The sequence below is a fragment of the Pectobacterium versatile genome (assembly GCF_003932035.1).
Taxonomy (GTDB): domain Bacteria; phylum Pseudomonadota; class Gammaproteobacteria; order Enterobacterales; family Enterobacteriaceae; genus Pectobacterium; species Pectobacterium versatile.
Genome location: NZ_CP034276.1, coordinates 3,588,189 through 3,609,591, shown reverse-complemented (window position 1 = coordinate 3,609,591; position 21,403 = coordinate 3,588,189). Strand labels below are relative to the sequence as shown.

4 protein-coding genes are annotated in these 21,403 nt (G+C 54.4%); 2 read left to right on the top strand and 2 right to left on the bottom strand.

Features of this window, described 5'->3' with window-relative positions; translation table 11 throughout:
- Positions 1–77: 77 nt before the first annotated feature.
- Positions 78–18,143 (top strand): Ig-like domain-containing protein, encoded by an 18,066-nt coding sequence (locus EIP93_RS16315; RefSeq protein ID WP_420899348.1) that lies wholly within the window; start codon positions 78–80, stop codon positions 18,141–18,143.
- A 65-nt stretch (positions 18,144–18,208) separates the two neighbouring features.
- A complete protein-coding gene (locus EIP93_RS16310; protein WP_103862561.1) occupies positions 18,209–18,553 on the top strand; it encodes a tryptophan synthase subunit beta in 345 nt (114 codons plus the stop codon).
- A 143-nt stretch (positions 18,554–18,696) separates the two neighbouring features.
- Here EIP93_RS16310 and lapD read toward each other — a convergent pair whose 3' ends face one another.
- Both lapD and lapG read right to left on the bottom strand, forming a co-directional pair.
- The gene (gene lapD / locus EIP93_RS16305) at positions 18,697–20,649 is read right to left on the bottom strand and encodes a cyclic di-GMP receptor LapD (RefSeq protein WP_125232980.1); all 1,953 of its coding nucleotides are present in this window, start codon (positions 20,647–20,649) and stop codon (positions 18,697–18,699) included.
- 9 nt (positions 20,650–20,658) lie between these two features.
- The gene (gene lapG, locus EIP93_RS16300; protein WP_164498030.1) at positions 20,659–21,327 is read right to left on the bottom strand and encodes a cysteine protease LapG; all 669 of its coding nucleotides are present in this window, start codon (positions 21,325–21,327) and stop codon (positions 20,659–20,661) included.
- Positions 21,328–21,403: the final 76 nt, after the last annotated feature.

Below are 21,403 nucleotides of genomic sequence, written 5' to 3'. Positions count from 1 at the left end.
CAGGATGATAGCAAAAATCTATAGCCGCAATATCGCCTCATTATAAAAATAATTATAGATATCAAGGAGAAAGTATTTTGAACGGTGTGATTGGTGTTATTAAATTCGTTATCGGACAAGTTTTTATCGTCGCGCTTGATGGAAGCCAGAGACTGCTGGTTGCTGGCGATCGGGTTTACAGCGGTGAAGAGGTAGTGACCGGCGCTAACGGCGCGGTTTCAATCACATTACCGGATGGCAAAACATTGGATTTGGGGCGTGATAGCCGCTGGAGCGATGTTAGCAGTGCGTCCTCTCAGGCAAGTGCGGGTGTCGCCGATGATGTTGCTGCGATACAAGATGCTATCGCTCAGGGTGCCGACCCAACGCAAGTATTAGAAGCGACTGCCGCGGGTAATGACAACACCGGAGAAGCGGGTGACGGCGGCGGTGGGCATTTCAATCCAGCGGTCGTTCTGAATTTGACGGCCGAGGTCGTGACTACCCCGATTGGCTATGATACCGCTGGCGCATCGTTTACTGACCGCGCCTCGTCCGTTCTGGATGGCGTAGATTCATCCACGACGTTGCTGGCTGCGGCAACGGATTCCACCGATACCACTCCGCCTTCTGTCACCATTGTCATAAACAGTGATGGCACCGTAAGTTTTGTCTTCACAAAACCGATTATTGGTTTTGACCTCAGTGATATCAGCGTAACAAATGGCTCAATAACGAATCTGGTGCAGGATCCTAACGATCCTACTCGCTGGACGGCGACATTGACGCCAGCCGCCAATTTTGAGGGAGAAGTCCGCGTCAGTATTGCTGACGGCAGTTACACCGATGCTGCGGGCATTCCTGGCACGGGCGGAAGTGAAGCGGTAACGGTCGATACTTTGCCCCCTGTCGCCTCAATCTCTATCGATGACATCACCAGCGATAACGTCATTAACGCTGCCGAGTCGGGTCAGACCATCGCGGTCACAGGTAAAGTTGGCAACGAAGTCAAAGCAGGCGATGCGGTGACCGTTAAAGTCGGCACCGAGACCTACCAGACGACGGTGAATACCGACGGCAAAACCTGGATCGTGAACGTTCCAGGTTCCGTGCTGGCCGCCAATGGCGATGTGAGTGCGACGGTCACTACACGCGATACCGCAGGCAACGTCACCACCGCCGATACGGCTCATGCTTACAGCGTCGATACGGTTGCACCAACTGCGTCTATTTCCATCGACGCTGTCACCAGCGATAACGTGATTAATGCGACAGAATCCGGCCAGACGATAGCTGTCACCGGTAAAGTCGGCAATGAAGTTCAGGCTGGCGACGCGATCACTGTTAAGGTCGGTACTGAAACGTACCAGACGACGGTGAATAGCGATGGTAAGACCTGGAGCGTGAATGTGCCGGGTTCCGTGCTGGCAGCCAATGGCGATGTCTCTGCGACTGTTACGACGCGCGATACCGCAGGTAACGTGACCACCGCCAATACCAGTCACGCTTATAGCGTGGATACGGTTGCGCCAGTGGCTTCTATCTCTATCGACAATGTCACGTCCGATAACGTGATTAATGCCAGCGAGTCCGGCCAGACCATTGCCGTCACTGGTAAAGTCGATAACGACGTGAGAGCAGGCGATGCGATTACCGTTAAAGTCGGTACCGAGACCTACCAGACGACGGTGAATACCGATGGCAAAACCTGGAGCGTGAGCGTTCCGGGCTCCGTGTTAGCGGCCAACAGCGATATCAGCGCCACTGTGACCACACGCGATACGGCAGGTAACGTCACCACCGCCAATACTTCTCATGCTTACGGCGTGGATACCGTAGCGCCAGTGGCGTCTATCAGTATCGATAACGTCACGTCCGATAACGTGATTAATGCCAGTGAATCCGGCCAGACGATTGCCGTTACCGGTAAAGTCGATAACGACGTGAAAGCCGGGGATGCGATTACCGTTAAAGTCGGCACGGAAACGTACCAGACCACGGTGAATACCGATGGTAAGACCTGGGGCGTCAATGTTCCGGGATCGGTGCTGGCCGCCAATGGTGATGTGAGTGCGACGGTCACCACGCGCGATACCGCAGGTAACGTCACTACCGCGAACACCAGTCACACTTACGGCGTTGATACCGTAGCGCCTGTCGCTTCGATCTCCATCGACAACGTCACGTCCGATAACGTGATCAATGCCAGCGAGTCCGGCCAGACCATTGCCGTAACCGGTCAGGTTGGTAATGAGGTTCAGGCTGGCGATGCGGTTATCGTAAAAGTCGGTACTGAAACCTACCAGACGACGGTGAATACCGATGGCAAAACCTGGAGTGTCAATGTTCCGGGATCGGTGCTGGCTGCTAACGGTGATGTCTCTGCTTCGGTCACCACGCGTGATACGGCAGGTAACGTGACCACCGCGAATACGACTCATACTTACGGCGTCGATACGGTTGCACCAACAGCTTCTATCTCTATCGATAATGTCACCAGCGATAACGTGATTAATGCGACTGAATCGGGTCAGACGATTGCCGTGACCGGTAAAGTCGATAACGACGTGAAAGCAGGTGACGCGGTTACGGTGAAAGTGGGTACTGAGACGTATCAGACCACAGTGAATACCGATGGCAAAACCTGGAGTGTCAACGTTCCGGGTTCCGTGCTTGCCGCCAATGGCGATGTGAGTGCGACGGTCACTACACGCGATACCGCAGGTAACGTCACTACCGCGAACACCAGCCACACTTACGGCGTTGATACTGTTGCGCCGGTTGCGTCGATCTCTATCGATAACGTCACGTCAGACAACGTGATTAATGCCAGCGAATCGGGTCAGACCATCGCGGTCACTGGTAAAGTCGGCAATGAGGTCAAGGCAGGCGACGCGGTTACCGTAAAAGTCGGTACTGAGACGTACCAGACAACAGTCAATACCGACGGCAAAACCTGGAGCGTGAATGTTCCCGGTTCTGTGCTGGCCGCGAATGGTGATGTGAGTGCGACCGTCACCACCCGTGATATCGCAGGCAACGTCACCACTGCCAATACTTCTCATGCTTACGGCGTGGATACCGTAGCACCTGTCGCCTCAATCTCTATCGATGACATCACCAGCGATAACGTCATTAACGCTGCCGAGTCTGGGCAGACCATTGCCGTCACCGGTCAGGTCGGCAATGAAGTCAAAGCGGGCGATGCGATCACCGTTACCGTCGGCACGGAAACCTACCAGACCACGGTGAATACCGACGGCAAGACCTGGAGCGTGAATGTTCCGGGATCGGTGCTGGCCGCCAATGGTGATGTGAGTGCGACGGTCACCACGCGCGATACCGCAGGTAACGTCACTACCGCGAACACCAGTCACACTTACGGCGTTGATACCGTAGCGCCTGTCGCTTCGATCTCTATCGACAACGTCACGTCCGATAACGTGATCAATGCCAGCGAGTCCGGCCAGACCATTGCCGTGACCGGGCAAGTTGGCAATGAAGTTAAAGCGGGCGATGCGGTTACCGTCAAAGTCGGCACGGAAACGTACCAGACGACGGTGAATACCGACGGTAAAACCTGGAGTGTCAACGTTCCGGGATCTGTACTGGCCGCCAATGGTGATGTGAGTGCGACGGTCACCACGCGCGATACCGCAGGTAACGTCACTACCGCGAACACCAGTCACACTTACGGTGTGGATACGGTTGCGCCAACGGCGTCGATCTCCATCGACAACGTCACGTCCGATAACGTGATCAATGCCAGCGAGTCCGGCCAGACCATTGCCGTAACCGGTCAGGTTGGTAATGAGGTTCAGGCTGGCGATGCGGTTATCGTAAAAGTCGGTACTGAAACCTACCAGACCACCGTGAATACCGACGGTAAAACCTGGAGCGTGAGCGTTCCGGGCTCCGTGTTAGCGGCCAACAGCGATATCAGCGCCACTGTGACCACACGCGATACGGCAGGTAACGTCACCACCGCCAATACTTCTCATGCTTACGGCGTGGATACCGTAGCGCCAGTGGCGTCTATCAGTATCGATAACGTCACGTCCGATAACGTGATTAATGCCAGTGAATCCGGCCAGACGATTGCCGTTACCGGTAAAGTCGATAACGACGTGAAAGCCGGGGATGCGATTACCGTTAAAGTCGGCACGGAAACGTACCAGACCACGGTGAATACCGATGGTAAGACCTGGGGCGTCAATGTTCCGGGATCAGTGCTGGCCGCGAATGGTGATGTGAGTGCGACGGTCACCACCCGTGATACCGCAGGCAACGTCACCACTGCAAACACTACTCATGCTTACGGCGTGGATACCGTAGCGCCTGTCGCTTCGATCTCCATCGATAACGTCACATCGGACAACGTGATTAATGCTAGCGAATCGGGCCAGACCATTGCGGTGACCGGTCAGGTTGGCAATGAAGTTAAAGCGGGCGATGCGGTGACGGTGAAAGTCGGTACTGAGACGTACCAGACCACCGTGAATACCGATGGCAAAACCTGGAGCGTCAATGTTCCGGGCACGGTGCTGGCCGCGAACGGCGATGTGAGTGCCACGGTGACCACGCGTGACACCGCAGGCAACGTTACCACCGCCAATACGACTCATGCTTATAGCGTCGATACCTTCGCACCAACCGCGTCGATCTCTATCGATAATGTCACGTCCGATAACGTGATTAACGCCAGTGAATCCGGCCAGACGATTGCGGTGACCGGTAAAGTCGGCAATGAAGTTAAAGCAGGCGACGCGATTACCGTAAAAGTCGGTACCGAGACTTACCAGACGACGGTGAATACCGATGGTAAGACCTGGAGCGTCAATGTGCCGGGTTCTGTTCTGGCCGCGAACGGTGATGTGAGTGCCACCGTGACCACGCGCGATACTGCAGGCAACGTCACTACCGCGAATACGACTCATGCTTACGGTGTTGATACCGTAGCACCTGTGGCGTCGATTTCTATCGATAATGTCACGTCCGATAACGTGATTAATGCCAGCGAGTCCGGCCAGACCATTGCCGTCACCGGTAAAGTCGATAACGACGTGAGAGCAGGCGATGCGATTACCGTTAAAGTCGGTACCGAGACCTACCAGACGACGGTGAATACCGATGGCAAAACCTGGAGCGTGAGCGTTCCGGGCTCCGTGTTAGCGGCCAACAGCGATATCAGCGCCACTGTGACCACACGCGATACGGCAGGTAACGTCACCACCGCCAATACTTCTCATGCTTACGGCGTGGATACCGTTGCGCCAACGGCGTCTATCAGTATCGATAACGTCACGTCCGATAACGTGATTAATGCCAGTGAATCCGGCCAGACGATTGCCGTGACCGGTAAAGTCGATAACGACGTGAAAGCCGGGGATGCGATTACCGTTAAAGTCGGCACAGAAACCTATCAGACGACGGTGAATACCGACGGCAAAACCTGGAGTGTGAATGTTCCGGGCTCTGTATTAGCGGCGAATAGCGATGTTTCAGCGACAGTCACTACCCGTGATACCGCAGGCAATGCGACCACTGCGAATACCAGTCACACTTACGGCGTGGATACCGTTGCGCCAGTCGCATCGATCTCTATTGATAACGTCACGTCAGATAACGTGATTAACGGCAGCGAGTCCGGCCAGACCATTGCAGTCACCGGTCAGGTGGGCAATGAAGTGAAAGCGGGTGACGCGGTTACCGTAAAAGTCGGCATCGAGACCTACCAGACGACCGTCAATACCGATGGCAAGACCTGGAGCGTGAATGTTCCGGGATCGGTGCTGGCCGCCAATGGTGATGTGAGTGCGACGGTCACCACGCGCGATACCGCAGGTAACGTGACCACCGCCAATACCAGTCACACTTATAGCGTTGATACTGTTGCACCAACGGCGTCGATCTCCATCGATAACGTCACGTCAGATAACGTGATTAACGCCAGCGAGTCGAGTCAGACGATCGCTGTGACGGGTAAAGTAGGGAATGAAGTCAAAGCGGGCGACGCGATTACGGTTAAAGTCGGTACCGAGACTTACCAGACGACCGTCAATACCGATGGCAAAACCTGGAGCGTCAATGTTCCCGGCGCTGTGCTGGCAGCCAATGGCGATGTGAGTGCCACCGTGACCACGCGCGATACTGCAGGCAACGTAACGACGGCGAACACCAGCCACGCTTATGGTGTCGATACGGTTGCACCGATTGCTTCGATCTCCATCGATAATGTCACGTCAGACAACGTGATTAACGCGGCCGAATCGGGTCAGACGATCGCCGTGACGGGTAAAGTCGGCAATGAAGTCAAAGCGGGCGACGCGGTGACGGTGAAAGTCGGTACCGAAACGTACCAGACGACCGTCAATACCGACGGCAAGACCTGGAGTGTCAATGTTCCCGGTTCTGTGCTGGCCGCGAACGGCGATGTGAGTGCCACGGTGACCACCCGTGATGCCGCGGGCAACGCCACCACGGCGAATACCAGCCACGCTTACGGCGTTGATACCGTCGCGCCAGTCGCGTCGATCTCTATCGACAATGTCACCAGCGATAACGTGATTAACGCCAGCGAATCGGGCCAGACGATTGCCGTGACTGGGCAAGTCGGTAATGAAGTCAAAGCAGGCGACGCGGTTACCGTCAAAGTCGGCACTGAGACCTACCAGACAACGGTGAATACCGACGGCAAAACCTGGAGCGTGAACGTTCCGGGCTCCGTGTTAGCCGCCAATGGCGATATCTCGGCAACGGTGACCACCCGTGATACCGCAGGTAATGTCACGACTGCCAATACTTCTCATGTTTACGGCGTGGATACCGTAGCACCTGTCGCGTCTATCTCTATCGACAACGTCACGTCCGATAACGTGATTAACGCTAGCGAATCTGGTCAGACGATCGCCGTGACGGGTAAAGTCGGCAATGAAGTCAAAGCGGGTGACGCAGTTACGGTGAAAGTCGGTACCGAAACCTACCAGACGACCGTTAATACCGACGGCAAAACCTGGAGTGTCAATGTTCCGGGTTCGGTGCTGGCTGCGAACGGCGATATCTCTGCCTCCGTGACCACGCGCGATACTGCAGGCAACGTCACGACGGCCAATACCAGCCACGCTTACGGCGTCGATACCGTCGCGCCAGTGGCTTCGATCTCCATCGACAATGTCACGTCAGATAACGTGATCAACGCCAGCGAGTCGGGCCAGACGATTGCGGTGACCGGTAAAGTCGGTAATGACGTGAAAGCAGGTGACGCGGTGACGGTGAAAGTCGGTACCGAGACCTACCAGACCACGGTGAATACAGACGGTAAAACCTGGAGCGTGAACGTTCCCGGTTCGGTGCTTGCTGCAAACGGTGATGTGAGTGCGGCCGTCACCACCCGTGATGCTGCGGGTAACGCCACCACCGCCAATACCAGCCACACTTATGGTGTCGATACCGTTGCGCCAACCGCGTCTATCTCTATCGATAATGTCACGTCGGATAACGTGATCAATGCCAGCGAATCCGGCCAGACCATTGCCGTGAGCGGTAAAGTTGGCAATGAAGTCAAAGCAGGTGACGCGGTTACGGTGAAAGTCGGTACCGAGACCTATCAGACGACCGTCAATACCGACGGCAAGACCTGGAGCGTGAACGTGCCGGGATCGGTGCTGGCCGCGAATAGTGATGTCTCGGCGACAGTCACGACGCGCGATACGGCGGGCAACGTCACCACGGCGAATACCAGCCACGCTTACGGTGTCGATACCATCGCGCCAACGGCCTCTATCAGTATCGATAACGTCACGTCCGATAACGTGATTAATGCCAGTGAATCGGGTCAGACCATTGCGGTGACCGGTATAGTTGGCAATGAAGTTAAAGCGGGCGATGCGGTGACGGTGAAAGTCGGCACCGAAACCTATCAAACGACGGTAAATACGGACGGCAAGACCTGGAGTGTCAATGTTCCCGGTTCTGTACTTGCTGCTAACGGTGATGTCTCTGCTTCGGTCACCACCCGTGATACCGCAGGTAACGTCACTACCGCCAATACCTCGCACACTTACGGCGTGGATACGGTTGCGCCAACGGCGTCGATCTCCATCGACAATGTCACGTCCGATAATGTGATTAATGCGACCGAGTCCGGCCAGACGATTGCCGTCACCGGTAAAGTCGATAACGACGTGAAAGCGGGCGATGCGGTTACCGTTAAAGTCGGTACCGAGACTTACCAGACGACGGTGAATGCCGATGGCAAGACCTGGAGCGTGAATGTTCCGGGCGCTGTGCTGGCAGCCAATGGCGATATCTCTGCCTCCGTGACCACACGCGATACTGCCGGTAATGTCACCACGGCGAACACCAGCCACGCTTATGGCGTGGATACCGTCGCGCCTGTGGCTTCTATCTCTGTCGACAACGTCACGTCCGATAACGTGATTAATGCCAGTGAATCGGGTCAGACCATTACGGTGACCGGTAAAGTTGGTAATGAAGTCAAAGCGGGCGATGTGGTTACGGTGAAAGTCGGCACCGAAACGTACCAGACGACGGTGAATACCGACGGCAAAACCTGGAGCGTCAACGTTCCCGGTTCGGTGCTGGCCGCGAACGGCGATGTGAGTGCGACCGTGACCACCCGCGATACGGCAGGCAACGTCACCACGGCCAATACTTCTCATGCTTACGGCGTGGATACCGTTGCGCCTGTCGCGTCGATCTCTATCGACAACGTCACGTCGGACAACGTGATTAACGCCAGCGAGTCCGGTCAGACGATTGCGGTGACGGGTAAAGTCGGTAATGAAGTCAAAGCAGGCGACGCGGTTACCGTCAAAGTCGGCACTGAGACTTACCAGACAACAGTCAATACCGATGGCAAAACCTGGAGTGTGAATGTTCCGGGTTCCGTGCTGGCTGCAAACGGTGATGTGAGTGCCACGGTGACCACGCGTGACACCGCAGGCAACGTTACCACCGCCAATACGACTCATGCTTATAGCGTCGATACGGTTGCACCAACCGCGTCGATCTCTATCGATAATGTCACGTCCGATAACGTGATTAACGCCAGTGAATCCGGCCAGACGATTGCGGTGACCGGTAAAGTCGGCAATGAAGTTAAAGCAGGCGACGCGATTACTGTAAAAGTCGGTACCGAAACCTACCAGACGACGGTGAATACCGATGGCAAAACCTGGAGCGTGAGCGTTCCGGGCTCCGTGTTAGCGGCCAACAGCGATATCAGCGCCACTGTGACCACACGCGATACGGCAGGTAACGTCACCACCGCCAATACTTCTCATGCTTACGGCGTGGATACCGTTGCGCCAACGGCGTCTATCAGTATCGATAACGTCACGTCCGATAACGTGATTAATGCCAGTGAATCCGGCCAGACGATTGCCGTGACCGGTAAAGTCGATAACGACGTGAAAGCCGGGGATGCGATTACCGTTAAAGTCGGCACGGAAACGTACCAGACCACGGTGAATACCGATGGTAAGACCTGGGGCGTCAATGTTCCGGGATCAGTGCTGGCTGCGAACGGCGATGTGAGTGCTACAGTAACCACGCGCGATACGGCAGGCAACGTGACCACGGCCAATACCAGTCACGCTTACGGCGTGGATACCGTAGCGCCTGTCGCTTCGATCTCTATCGATAACGTCACGTCAGATAACGTGATCAATGCCAGCGAGTCCGGCCAGACGATTGCCGTGACGGGGAAAGTCGATAACGACGTGAAAGCGGGTGACGCGATTACCGTTAAAGTCGGCACGGAAACCTACCAGACGACGGTGAATACCGACGGCAAAACCTGGAGCGTCAATGTTCCGGGTGCTGTTCTGGCTGCAAACGGTGATGTGAGTGCGACGGTCACTACCCGTGATACCGCAGGTAATGTCACCACCGCGAACACCAGCCATGCTTACGGCGTGGATACGGTTGCACCAACAGCCTCTATCTCTATTGATAATGTCACGTCCGATAACGTGATTAACGCGGCCGAATCGGGTCAGACGATTGCCGTGACGGGTAAAGTCGGCAATGAAGTCAAAGCGGGCGACGCGGTTACGGTAAAAGTCGGCATCGAGACCTACCAGACGACCGTCAATACCGACGGCAAGACCTGGAGCGTGAATGTTCCGGGTTCCGTGCTGGCAGCCAATGGCGATGTCTCTGCGACTGTTACGACGCGCGATACCGCAGGTAACGTGACCACCGCCAATACCAGTCACGCTTATAGCGTGGATACGGTTGCGCCGACAGCCTCTATCTCTATCGATAATGTCACGTCCGATAATGTGATCAATGCCGCCGAATCCGGGCAGACCATCGTGGTGACCGGTAAAGTCGATAACGACGTGAGAGCAGGCGATGCGATTACCGTTAAAGTCGGTACCGAGACCTACCAGACGACGGTGAATACCGATGGCAAAACCTGGAGCGTGAGCGTTCCGGGTTCAGTGCTGGCTGCGAACGGCGATATCTCCGCCAGCGTGACCACACGCGATACCGCAGGCAACGTCACTACCGCCAATACCTCGCACACTTACGGTGTCGATACCGTTGCGCCAACGGCGTCGATCTCTATCGACAATGTCACGTCCGATAACGTGATTAATGCCAGTGAATCCGGCCAGACGATTGCCGTGACCGGTAAAGTCGATAACGACGTGAAAGCCGGGGATGCGATTACCGTTAAAGTCGGCACGGAAACGTACCAGACCACGGTGAATACCGATGGTAAGACCTGGGGCGTCAATGTTCCGGGATCAGTGCTGGCCGCGAATGGTGATGTGAGTGCGACCGTCACCACCCGTGATACCGCAGGCAACGTCACCACTGCAAACACTACTCATGCTTACGGCGTGGATACCGTAGCGCCTGTCGCTTCGATCTCCATCGATAACGTCACATCGGACAACGTGATTAATGCTAGCGAATCGGGCCAGACCATTACGGTGACCGGTAAAGTTGGCAATGAAGTTAAAGCGGGCGATGCGGTGACGGTGAAAGTCGGCACCGAAACCTATCAAACGACGGTGAATACTGACGGCAAAACCTGGAGCGTTAATGTTCCGGGCTCTGTGTTAGCGGCCAACAGCGATGTGAGTGCGACGGTCACTACCCGCGATACGGCAGGCAATGTCACCACCGCCAATACCAGTCATGCTTACAGCGTGGATACGGTTGCACCAACAGCTTCTATCTCTATCGATGATGTCACGTCAGATAATGTGATCAACGCCAGCGAATCGGGCCAGACCATTGCGGTGACAGGTAAAGTTGGCAATGAAGTTCAGGCTGGCGACGCGGTGACGGTGAAAGTCGGTACCGAAACCTACCAGACGACCGTAAATACCGATGGTAAGTCCTGGAGTGTGAACGTTCCGGGTTCCGTGCTGGCTGCAAACAGCGATGTGAGTGCGACGGTCACTACCCGCGATACCGCAGGCAACGTCACCAGCGCGAACACCAGCCACGTTTATAGCGTCGATACCGTAGCGCCTGTCGCTTCGATTTCTATCGATAACGTCACGTCAGATAACGTCATCAATGCCAGCGAATCCGGCCAGACCATCGCGGTTACCGGTAAAGTCGGTAATGAAGTGAAAGCCGGTGATGCGATCACGGTTAAAGTCGGTACCGAGACCTACCAGACCACCGTGAATACCGACGGCAAAACCTGGAGCGTGAACGTTCCGGGATCGGTGCTGGCGGCGAATGGTGATGTGAGTGCCACCGTGACCACGCGCGATACTGCAGGCAACGTCACGACGGCCAATACCAGCCACACTTACGGTGTCGATACGGTTGCGCCAGTCGCGTCGATCTCTATCGATAATGTTACGTCAGATAACGTCATCAACGCAGCCGAGTCCGGTCAGACGATTGTAGTGACCGGTAAAGTCGGTAATGAAGTCAAAGCGGGCGACGCGATTACCGTAAAAGTTGGTACTGAGACTTACCAGACGACAGTCAATACCGACGGTAAAACCTGGAGCGTGAATGTTCCAGGTTCTGTGCTTGCTGCAAACGGCGATGTGAGTGCGACCGTGACCACCCGCGATACGGCAGGCAACGTCACCACGGCCAATACTTCTCATGCTTACGGCGTGGATACCGTTGCGCCTGTCGCGTCGATCTCTATCGACAACGTCACGTCGGACAACGTGATTAACGCCAGCGAGTCCGGTCAGACGATTGCGGTGACGGGTAAAGTCGGCAATGAAGTCAAAGCAGGCGACGCGGTTACCGTCAAAGTCGGCACTGAGACTTACCAGACAACAGTCAATACCGACGGTAAGACCTGGAGCGTCAATGTTCCGGGGTCCGTGCTGGCAGCCAATGGTGATGTTTCTGCGACGGTCACTACGCGTGATACCGCAGGAAATGTCACGACTGCGAATACCAATCACGCCTACGGTGTGGATACGGTTGCACCAACGGCGTCTATCTCTATCGACAACGTCACGTCCGATAACGTGATTAATGCCAGCGAGTCCGGCCAGACCATTGCCGTCACCGGTAACGTCGATAACGATGTTAAAGCAGGTGATGCCATCACCGTTAAAATCGGTACCGAGACCTACCAGACCACCGTCAATACCGACGGTAAAACCTGGAGCGTGAATGTTCCGGGTGCTGTGCTGGCTGCAAATGGTGATGTGAGTGCGACCGTTACCACTCGTGATACCGCAGGCAACGTCACTACCGCCAATACCAGCCATGCTTACGGCGTGGGTACCGTCGCACCTGTCGCGTCGATCTCCATCGACAATGTCACGTCCGATAACGTGATTAACGCTACTGAGTCTGGCCAGACCATTGCGGTGACGGGTCAGGTTGGCAATGAAGTTAAAGCGGGTGATGCGGTTACGGTGACAGTCGGTACCGAGACCTACCAGACCACGGTTAATACCGATGGCAAAACCTGGAATGTCAACGTTCCGGGTTCCGTGCTTGCCGCCAATGGCGATGTGAGTGCGACGGTCACTACACGCGATATCGCAGGCAATGTCACCACCGCGAACACCAGCCACGCTTACGGCGTGGATACGGTTGCGCCAACGGCGTCGATCTCCATCGATAATGTCACGTCGGATAACGTCATCAACGCCAGTGAGTCAGGCCAGACGATCGCAGTCACCGGTAAAGTCGGCAATGAAGTCAAAGCAGGCGATGCGGTGACGATGACAGTCGGTACCGAGACCTACCAGACCACCGTGAATACTGATGGTAAAACCTGGAGTGTCAATGTTCTGGGCGCGGTGCTGGCTGCGAACGGCGATGTGAGTGCCACGGTGACCACGCGCGATACCGCGGGCAATGTGACCACTGCGAATACGAGTCACACTTACGGTGTGGATACGGTTGCGCCAACGGCGTCGATCTCTATCGACAACGTCACGTCCGATAATGTCATCAACGCCAGCGAGTCCGGTCAGACGATTGCCGTGACGGGTAAAGTCGGGAATGAGGTAAAAGCGGGCGATGCGGTGACGGTGAAAGTCGGTACCGAGACGTACCAGACGACGGTGAATACCGATGGTAAGACCTGGAGCGTCAATGTGCCGGGTTCTGTTCTGGCCGCGAACGGTGATGTGAGCGCCACCGTGACCACGCGCGATACCGCAGGCAACGTCACGACGGCCAATACCAGCCACGCTTACGGTGTGGATACCGTTGCACCGATTGCTTCTATTTCTATCGATAATGTCACGTCTGATAACGTGATTAACGCCAGCGAATCCGGTCAGACGATTGCCGTGACCGGTAAAGTCGGGAATGAAGTCAAAGCGGGCGATTCGGTTACCGTGAAAGTCGGTACCGAGACTTACCAGACGACCGTCAATACCGATGGCAAAACCTGGAGCGTGAACGTTCCGGGATCGGTGCTGGCAGCCAATGGTGATGTGAGTGCGACTGTCACCACGCGCGATACCGCAGGCAACGTCACCACCGCCAATACGACTCACGCTTACGGTGTCGATACCGTTGCGCCAGTGGCTTCAATTTCAATTGATAACGTCACCAGCGATAACGTGATTAACGCCAGCGAGTTGGGCCAGACCATTACGGTGACGGGTAAAGTCGATAATGATGTGAAAGCCGGTGATACGGTGACGGTGAAAGTCGGTACCGAGACCTACCAGACGACGGTGAATACCGACGGCAAGATCTGGAGCGTCAATGTGCCGGGTTCTGTTCTGGCCGCGAACGGTGATGTGAGCGCCACCGTGACCACGCGCGATACCGCAGGTAATGTCACCACCGCCAATACGACTCATGGTTACAGCGTCGATACTGTCGCGCCTGTCGCTTCTATTTCTATCGATAATGTCACGTCCGATAACGTGATTAACGCGGCCGAATCGGGTCAGACGATTGCCGTGACGGGTAAAGTCGGCAATGAAGTCAAAGCGGGCGACGCGGTGACGGTGAAAGTCGGTACCGAAACCTACCAGACGACCGTCAATACTGATGGCAAGACCTGGAGTGTCAATGTTCCGGGTTCTGTTCTTGCCGCGAATAGTGATGTCTCGGCGACAGTCACGACGCGCGATATCGCAGGCAATGTCACCACCGCCAATACGACTCACGCTTACGGCGTCGATACCGTTGCACCGATTGCTTCTATCTCTATCGATAATGTCACGTCGGATAACGTGATTAACGCTAATGAATCCAGACAGACGATCTCTGTTACCGGCAAGGTCGGTAATGAGGTTAGGGCGGGCGATAGCGTTACGGTAAAAATTGGCACCGAAACCTACCAGACAACGGTGAATACTGACGGCAAAACCTGGAGTGTCAACGTTCCGGGAACCGTGCTGGCGGCCAATAGTGACATTAGCGCCAGCGTGACCACACGTGATAACGCGGGGAACGCCACCACGGCGAATACTCATCATGCCTACAGTGTGGATACGACTGCCCCAGAAATTGATATTACGAATTTCGCTGGTAACGATGGGTATGTCAGCCAAAGCGAGTCGAAAAATACCGTAGTCAGCGGCACCAGCAATGAGAAGAAGGTCGATCTGGTCTTTACCGATGTGAATGGTAAGTCGGTTACGCTGCATGACGTGCCCGTGACGAACGGAAAATGGCAGACGAATGTCGATCTGAGCACGTTAGCGGAAGGCAAGATTACCGCTGGGGCGACGGCGACCGATGCGGCAGGCAATCAGGCGCATGATAACAGCCAGGCCATCATGGATATTACGCCGCCAGCCGCACACAACAACACGGTGTCGGGAACAGAAGATACACCGCTGCACATTGGCTGGAGCGATCTGGGTGTATCGAGCGATACCACAAGCATCGTGATTTCGTCTCTGCCGCCTGCTGCCGCTGGCACGCTCTATTTTAACGATAGTGGAAGTTGGAAAGCGGTCACCGCTGGCCAAACCTTTACGGCTGGCAACACCGATCTACGCTTTACGCCCGCGAGTAATGTCTCTGGTTCATCGCTGGGGGACATTGCTTACCGACCTGTCGATAGCGCAGGGAACACGGGCGATAAGGCTGCGCTGCACATTGGAATTACGCCAGTAGCTGATGCGCCGACGGTGACGCTTTCGGTGACATCCGGTGATACTACGCCAACATCGACGATTATTCAGGTAAATGGGGGCAGTAATAACCCGAACGGGTTTGATGTTCAGGATGGCAAAATCGTCAAAATTGGTTCGGATGTCCGCGTTTGGTTAAGCCCGGGGGATACGGCGCCGAAATCGGATCATCCTACCGATCAAATCAAATATTATGGTAAAGATAATGGGAATGGTAACCCCCAAGGAACTGGTAACTATACCGATATCTTTGTGGTACACGATGGTAGCGGTTACTGGCAGGACGGCAATTGGCGTTCTCTCAATGCGGTTCAGGGGAATCTGAATACCATTTCTTCTGGGACAGATTCCGATTATGTCTTTATCCAAGGTACGAAAACGCAAGGATATGGTAGTACGGTTGGTACCAATAATAACGCCAGCAGCAATGTCAATACGCTAGAGAATGTGTCGGTAACCTATAAAGGCACAACTTTACTTCAAGGTAGCAATCACCTTGATGGCGTTATTTATGGCGATGGGGTCGTAGTTGCCGCAAACAGTGGTCGTACGACGACGAAAACGTCTACGGAGGCTGGCACGCAGACGCATACGCTTGATGTTTCGGCAGCACTGACCGACCGCGACGGTAGTGAAACCCTGTCAGGGATTACGCTCACGGGAATCCCGAAAGGAACGGTGCTGACTGACCACATTAACAATGTGAAGTATACCGTTGGCGATGATGGATCGTATCTCATCAAGAACGCCAACAATGCTCAGACGTTGGCTGGAAAGATTACGCTCGAAGTGTCGGTCGATGCCGGTAAGTTCAACGTGGTCGCTCAGGCGACATCGACAGAAATCGCCAACCACGATACAGCGACCGGATACTCTGCCGGAGGCGTTGAACAGTATGGAATGAGCGTTGGTACCGTCGGCGATGACAACATGTCTGGTACGCATAGCCATGATGTGATGATTGCGGATGTATCCGGTTTGCAGATCATTGAAGGGCAGAATTACAACATTGCATTTATGGTCGACTCATCAGGCAGTATGTCGTCAACGGATATCGACAATACGCGCACGTCGTTGAGCAACGTGTTCAAAAGTCTGATCAACAGTGCTGGCGGCGTGAATTCTGGTACGGTGAACGTTTTTCTGGCTGACTTTGATACGCAGGTTGGTAAAACCGTATCTGTGAATCTGAACGACACGAATGCACTTAACAAGCTGACCGCCGTATTAAATTCAATGGTGGGTGGATCTTCCGCAGGCGGTGGAACCAACTATGAAGATGTATTCAAGACGACGGCTAACTGGTTCCAAAGCGACACGGTGAAAAAAAATGTGGGTAATAACCTGACATATTTCATTACCGACGGTGAGCCAACTTACTACCAGACCAATGAAGCGAATGAAGTGCGCGTGAGCGACTGGTGGCAGTCGCTGAATATTGACAATATCGCCTACAAACCGGGGCAGTCTTACTCTATGGATGTACGCGGTGCCGTCCGTGAAGTCATTGATAGCAGGGGGAACGTCTATCAGTATGCCTGGAGCGATAAGAGCAATAAAGTCGTAGGTACGGTCATTGGACAAGTGCACGCACAGGGGGATGGAACGTATGAAATATCCTCTCTGGGCGGCGTGGGTAATAACAGTAGTTACTGGACGCAGGACTACCGCGGCAATTGGTACTGGATTGATAATTCAGGCAACCGCGATGTCAGCAACACCAATGCGACTCAGGCCTTCAATTTGTTGAAGAAGCAGTCGACGATTGAAGCGATTGGCATTGGTGCTGATTTAAATAGCGATACACTGAAGCACTATGACACCGACGGCGTCGTTCAGGATCATATTGACCCTGCTAACCTGAATAAAGCGATTCTGGGCAGCAGCGAGTCGATGCATGCAGGTAATGATCAACTAAATGGCGGGTTAGGGAATGACATTCTGTTCGGCGATGTCGTGTCGTTTCCTAATACCGACGGCAATGGTATCACCGCCTTGCAGAATTACATCGGCAAGCAGTTAGGTATGCAAACCGGTGTACCAACTGCGAAAGAGATGCATGGCTATATTGCCACGCACAGCGCGGAGTTCGATCTGTCGTCGGCGAAAGATGGCAATGACATACTCAATGGCGGCGACGGAGATGATATCCTGTTCGGCCAGGGAGGAAATGACACCCTCTATGGCGGGGCAGGGAATGACCTGCTCTACGGCGGTAGCGGAGACGACATCCTGATTGGCGGCGCTGGGGGCGATACGCTCATTGGCGGAGCTGGCGCGGATATCTTCAAGTGGCAGGCTGGCGATATCGGCAACGATGTGATCAAAGACTTCAATGCCAAAGAGGGTGACCGGATTGATTTAAGCGATCTGGTGGGCGAATTGGAGGAAGGAACCGATATCAGCCGCTATATTCGTATCACTGATAATCATGGTTCACCGACGATTGAAGTGAGCACAGCGGGGAACTTTACGGCGGATAAAGGCGGAACGGTTGCAGTGTCGATTACGTTGGAACATTATAACGGCGCATTACCGTCGCTGGAGAGTCTGGTCAGCAAGCCTGAATCGTCTAGCTGACAGGAAAGGGGAAAAGGAGCCGATCTGGCTCCTTTCTTTATCAAAAACTTAAAAGGTCTCCGAACATGTTTTATATCCAGCGCGACAGTGATGGTCACCTGATGAAGGTAGAAAAGAGTCCTTTTCCTGAAATGAATGGCGAACTGACGGATGATTCGCGCGAGGCGCAGGCCTGGTTCCGCAGCCATCAGGCAGCGATGTCCAGCCTCCAGCAATTGCGGCAAAGCGATCTGGAAATGGTGCGCGTGCTGGAGGATTTAATTCAGGTTTTGATTCAGAAAGGTGTGGTCAGCATTACCGATTTCCCTCAGGCGGCACAGCTGAAGTTGATCAACCGTGCGCAGGCGCGTGAAGCGCTGAATGGCGGGTTAAACAAGCTGATTGGCGACGATGAAGAGACGATGTTTTGAAGAAATGATGTTGTAGAGAGATGATATCTTAACGTCGATCCCCGCTTTTCAATACAACCCCAGCTTCTCAATATCGTAGTGAGAAGCTGGGGCCGTTAAACGCGGTTAGCCAAAATAACGCGGTTAGCCAAAATAATGTCGCATCAGACTCTGACCGCTGGTGCTGGTTCACCCAGCAGCCGTCCCATCGCGCCCTGTAATCCCATCTCCTGAAGCACTTTCAGCTCACCTGCGGTTTCAACACGTTCGGCAATAAGTGGCAGGGCAATACTGTTGGTGGCGCGATACAGCGCTTCGATAAACATTTGCTTATCGTCTTCCTGATCGATATTGCGGATGTAGCTGCCATCGACTTTCAGGTAAGCCAGTCCCCATTGGGACAGGTTGCCGATCATATTAAAGCGCCCGCCAAAATGTTGTAGCCCCAGCGCACAGCCATGTTCATTCAGCAGCTTGATTAAGGCTTCCAACTGGGTGCTGTCTGGCAATTGGTTCTCATCCAGCTCCAGAATCAGTCGTCTGGCGACGTCAGGCTGATGCTTCAATGGGGCAAGCAGATCGGCGAGCAGATGAAGATTCAGTACCGTGGTGCCGGACAGACTCAGCGCCAGATTGCCGTCGTGCTGACGGAGATAGTCCAGCACTTCACGCAGCATCGTTTGATCCAGACGGGTATCCCAGCCAAAGCGTTGAATCCACGGCAGGAAGCGGCCTGCGGCGATGCTGTTCCCTTGCGCATCCTGAATACGAGCCAGTACCTTGTGATGCAGCACCTGACTGGGATCGTCACACGCTACGACCGGTTGCAGGAAAAGCTGCAAGCGTTCCTGCTCCAAAATGGGATCGAGCAGGTTAAACCACATATGGCGATCGGTTTCGACCTGTTCGGCACTGACGGACGGCATCGCGTGAGGCGCGGTGGTATCGGTATCGCTTTCGGCCCGCGTGAGCGCCTGATCGCCCTGAATAAACAGGGATTGCGCGGTGTCGCCGGGGCGGAAAGGCACCATGCCGAATTGGGCAACTGGGGAGACATCGGTTTCGCCTGTCAGGTGCAAAGTTTCAATGTTGCGCGTCAGTTCGCCAATCAGCGCATAGGCTTCTTTATCGACCAGGCCCGGACAGAACAGCGCAAATTCCCCGCCACGGATGCGTGCCAGAAGGCTCTCAGCATTCGTATGCTGCTTTTGCGTTTTACGCAGAATATGCCCGACGGAGGCTAATAGCGCATCGGTACGCTGGCCGCCCAACCGTTGGTTCATCCCCGCCAGATCCTGAACGCGAATCATGATAAGAAAACCGGGGGCGGTTTCTTCATCGGCCAGTTTATCGTTGAACTGCATGTCAAACGCGCGACGGTTATTCAATCCGGTTTGAGGATCCTGATAGGCTTCCTGACGCAGGCGCTCGCTCCGCTCTGCTTCCTCTTCAAACAGCGTTTTGAGCTTGCTGACCATCAGATTCATCGCCTGCGCGACGCGGCGAAATTCGGGCGTATTGGGTAAATCTGGCTGGCTGAGGAATTCACGACGGGTAATCGCCAGCGACTGATCGACAATATAATCGAGCGGACGTAGCTGGCGGCGCAGGAACAGCGCACCGAGGAACACGCCCAGCGTGCCACAGCCGAGCAGCCACAGGAAGGTGGCTGTGCTGCTGCGCCACAAACGGGTGACTGCGAACATCGGGTGGCTGACAACTTCCACTTTTGCCGCCTGCTCCCAGCCGCGCATTACGATGGCTTCGCCCGCGCCGGGTTGCAGGTTCACCAACCGGACAAACCAGAGCGGGACGTCAGGGATATCCGGCGAGGCGGTGCGTTCCAGCGTGACGTTGCTGGTTTTTAAATCCCGCACGCGAATACTGGAAAAATAGCCGCTGTCGAAAATCGAGCTGACCATCAGCTCCACCATCGCTGGGTCATCAATATTTGGCGTCAGGGAAAGCCCTAATGCGGTAGCGGCATCCTGCGCGTGAGAGTGAAGCTGGTTATTGTACTGTTCACGCGAATTTTCCAGGCTGACGAAAAAACTCCCGCTGAAAATAATTAGCACAAACAGGCAGATGGCTATCAGTAATTGTTTGTATAGAGACATAGCCTACCTTTACTCCTCAATTGAAAACCCTTCGGCACGCATTTTGGTTAATACATCTTGCCAGCGTGAAAGTCGTTTGCTGTCACCGACGCGTTTGTTGCTGCCGCTCGCGCCCGGCAGCCAGAGACCACCGCCGTTAAAGGCGTACACCGGAACTAAATCATTGCGCTCTGTCGCAGGTTGGATCTTGTCGGTCAGATTGTCCAACACCAGTGGAATCGAGGTTGGCGTGGGATAATAGGTCACTACCATGTGCGCTTTATTCAGACGCAGGGCTTTAACATAGGTAATGCGTAATTTGTCTGCTGATACGCCTAAATGGCGCAGCGTAAAATACTTGGCAAGCGCATAATCTTCGCAGTCCCCGGCACCTTTACGCAGCGCTTCAATCGGCGTAGCCCAGTAATCTTCCTGATTCCAGACGACAATATCATCGCGAAACAGCATACGGTCATTGAAAAATTGGTTCACGCTGCTCAGCAGCGCCTTTTCCTCTTTATTGCGGGAATTGACCAACAGCGTCTGCCATTCATCTATTCGGCGGCGAGCATCAGGCGTAGCCGGGCCATAAAGCTGCTCGGTTCGCTGATTAATGGTAATAAAATCCCAGTCCGCACGTAGGGAACCCGCCAGCAGAAACAGCAGACAGCTAATAAAGAAAAGCGTGTAACTGGAAATTTTGAACCCGGGGAGCCGTACTGAGGTTTCTCTGTTTACCTTGCGAGATGCATGTGGAGAGTGAATTCGATGCAGA

What these genes read in the sequence shown, in the direction of transcription:
- EIP93_RS16310 (WP_103862561.1), top strand. Translation starts at nt 18,209, where the DNA reads ATGTTTTATATCCAGCGCGACAGTGATGGTCACCTGATGAAGGTAGAA.
- lapD (WP_125232980.1), bottom strand. Translation starts at nt 20,649, where the DNA reads ATGTCTCTATACAAACAATTACTGATAGCCATCTGCCTGTTTGTGCTA.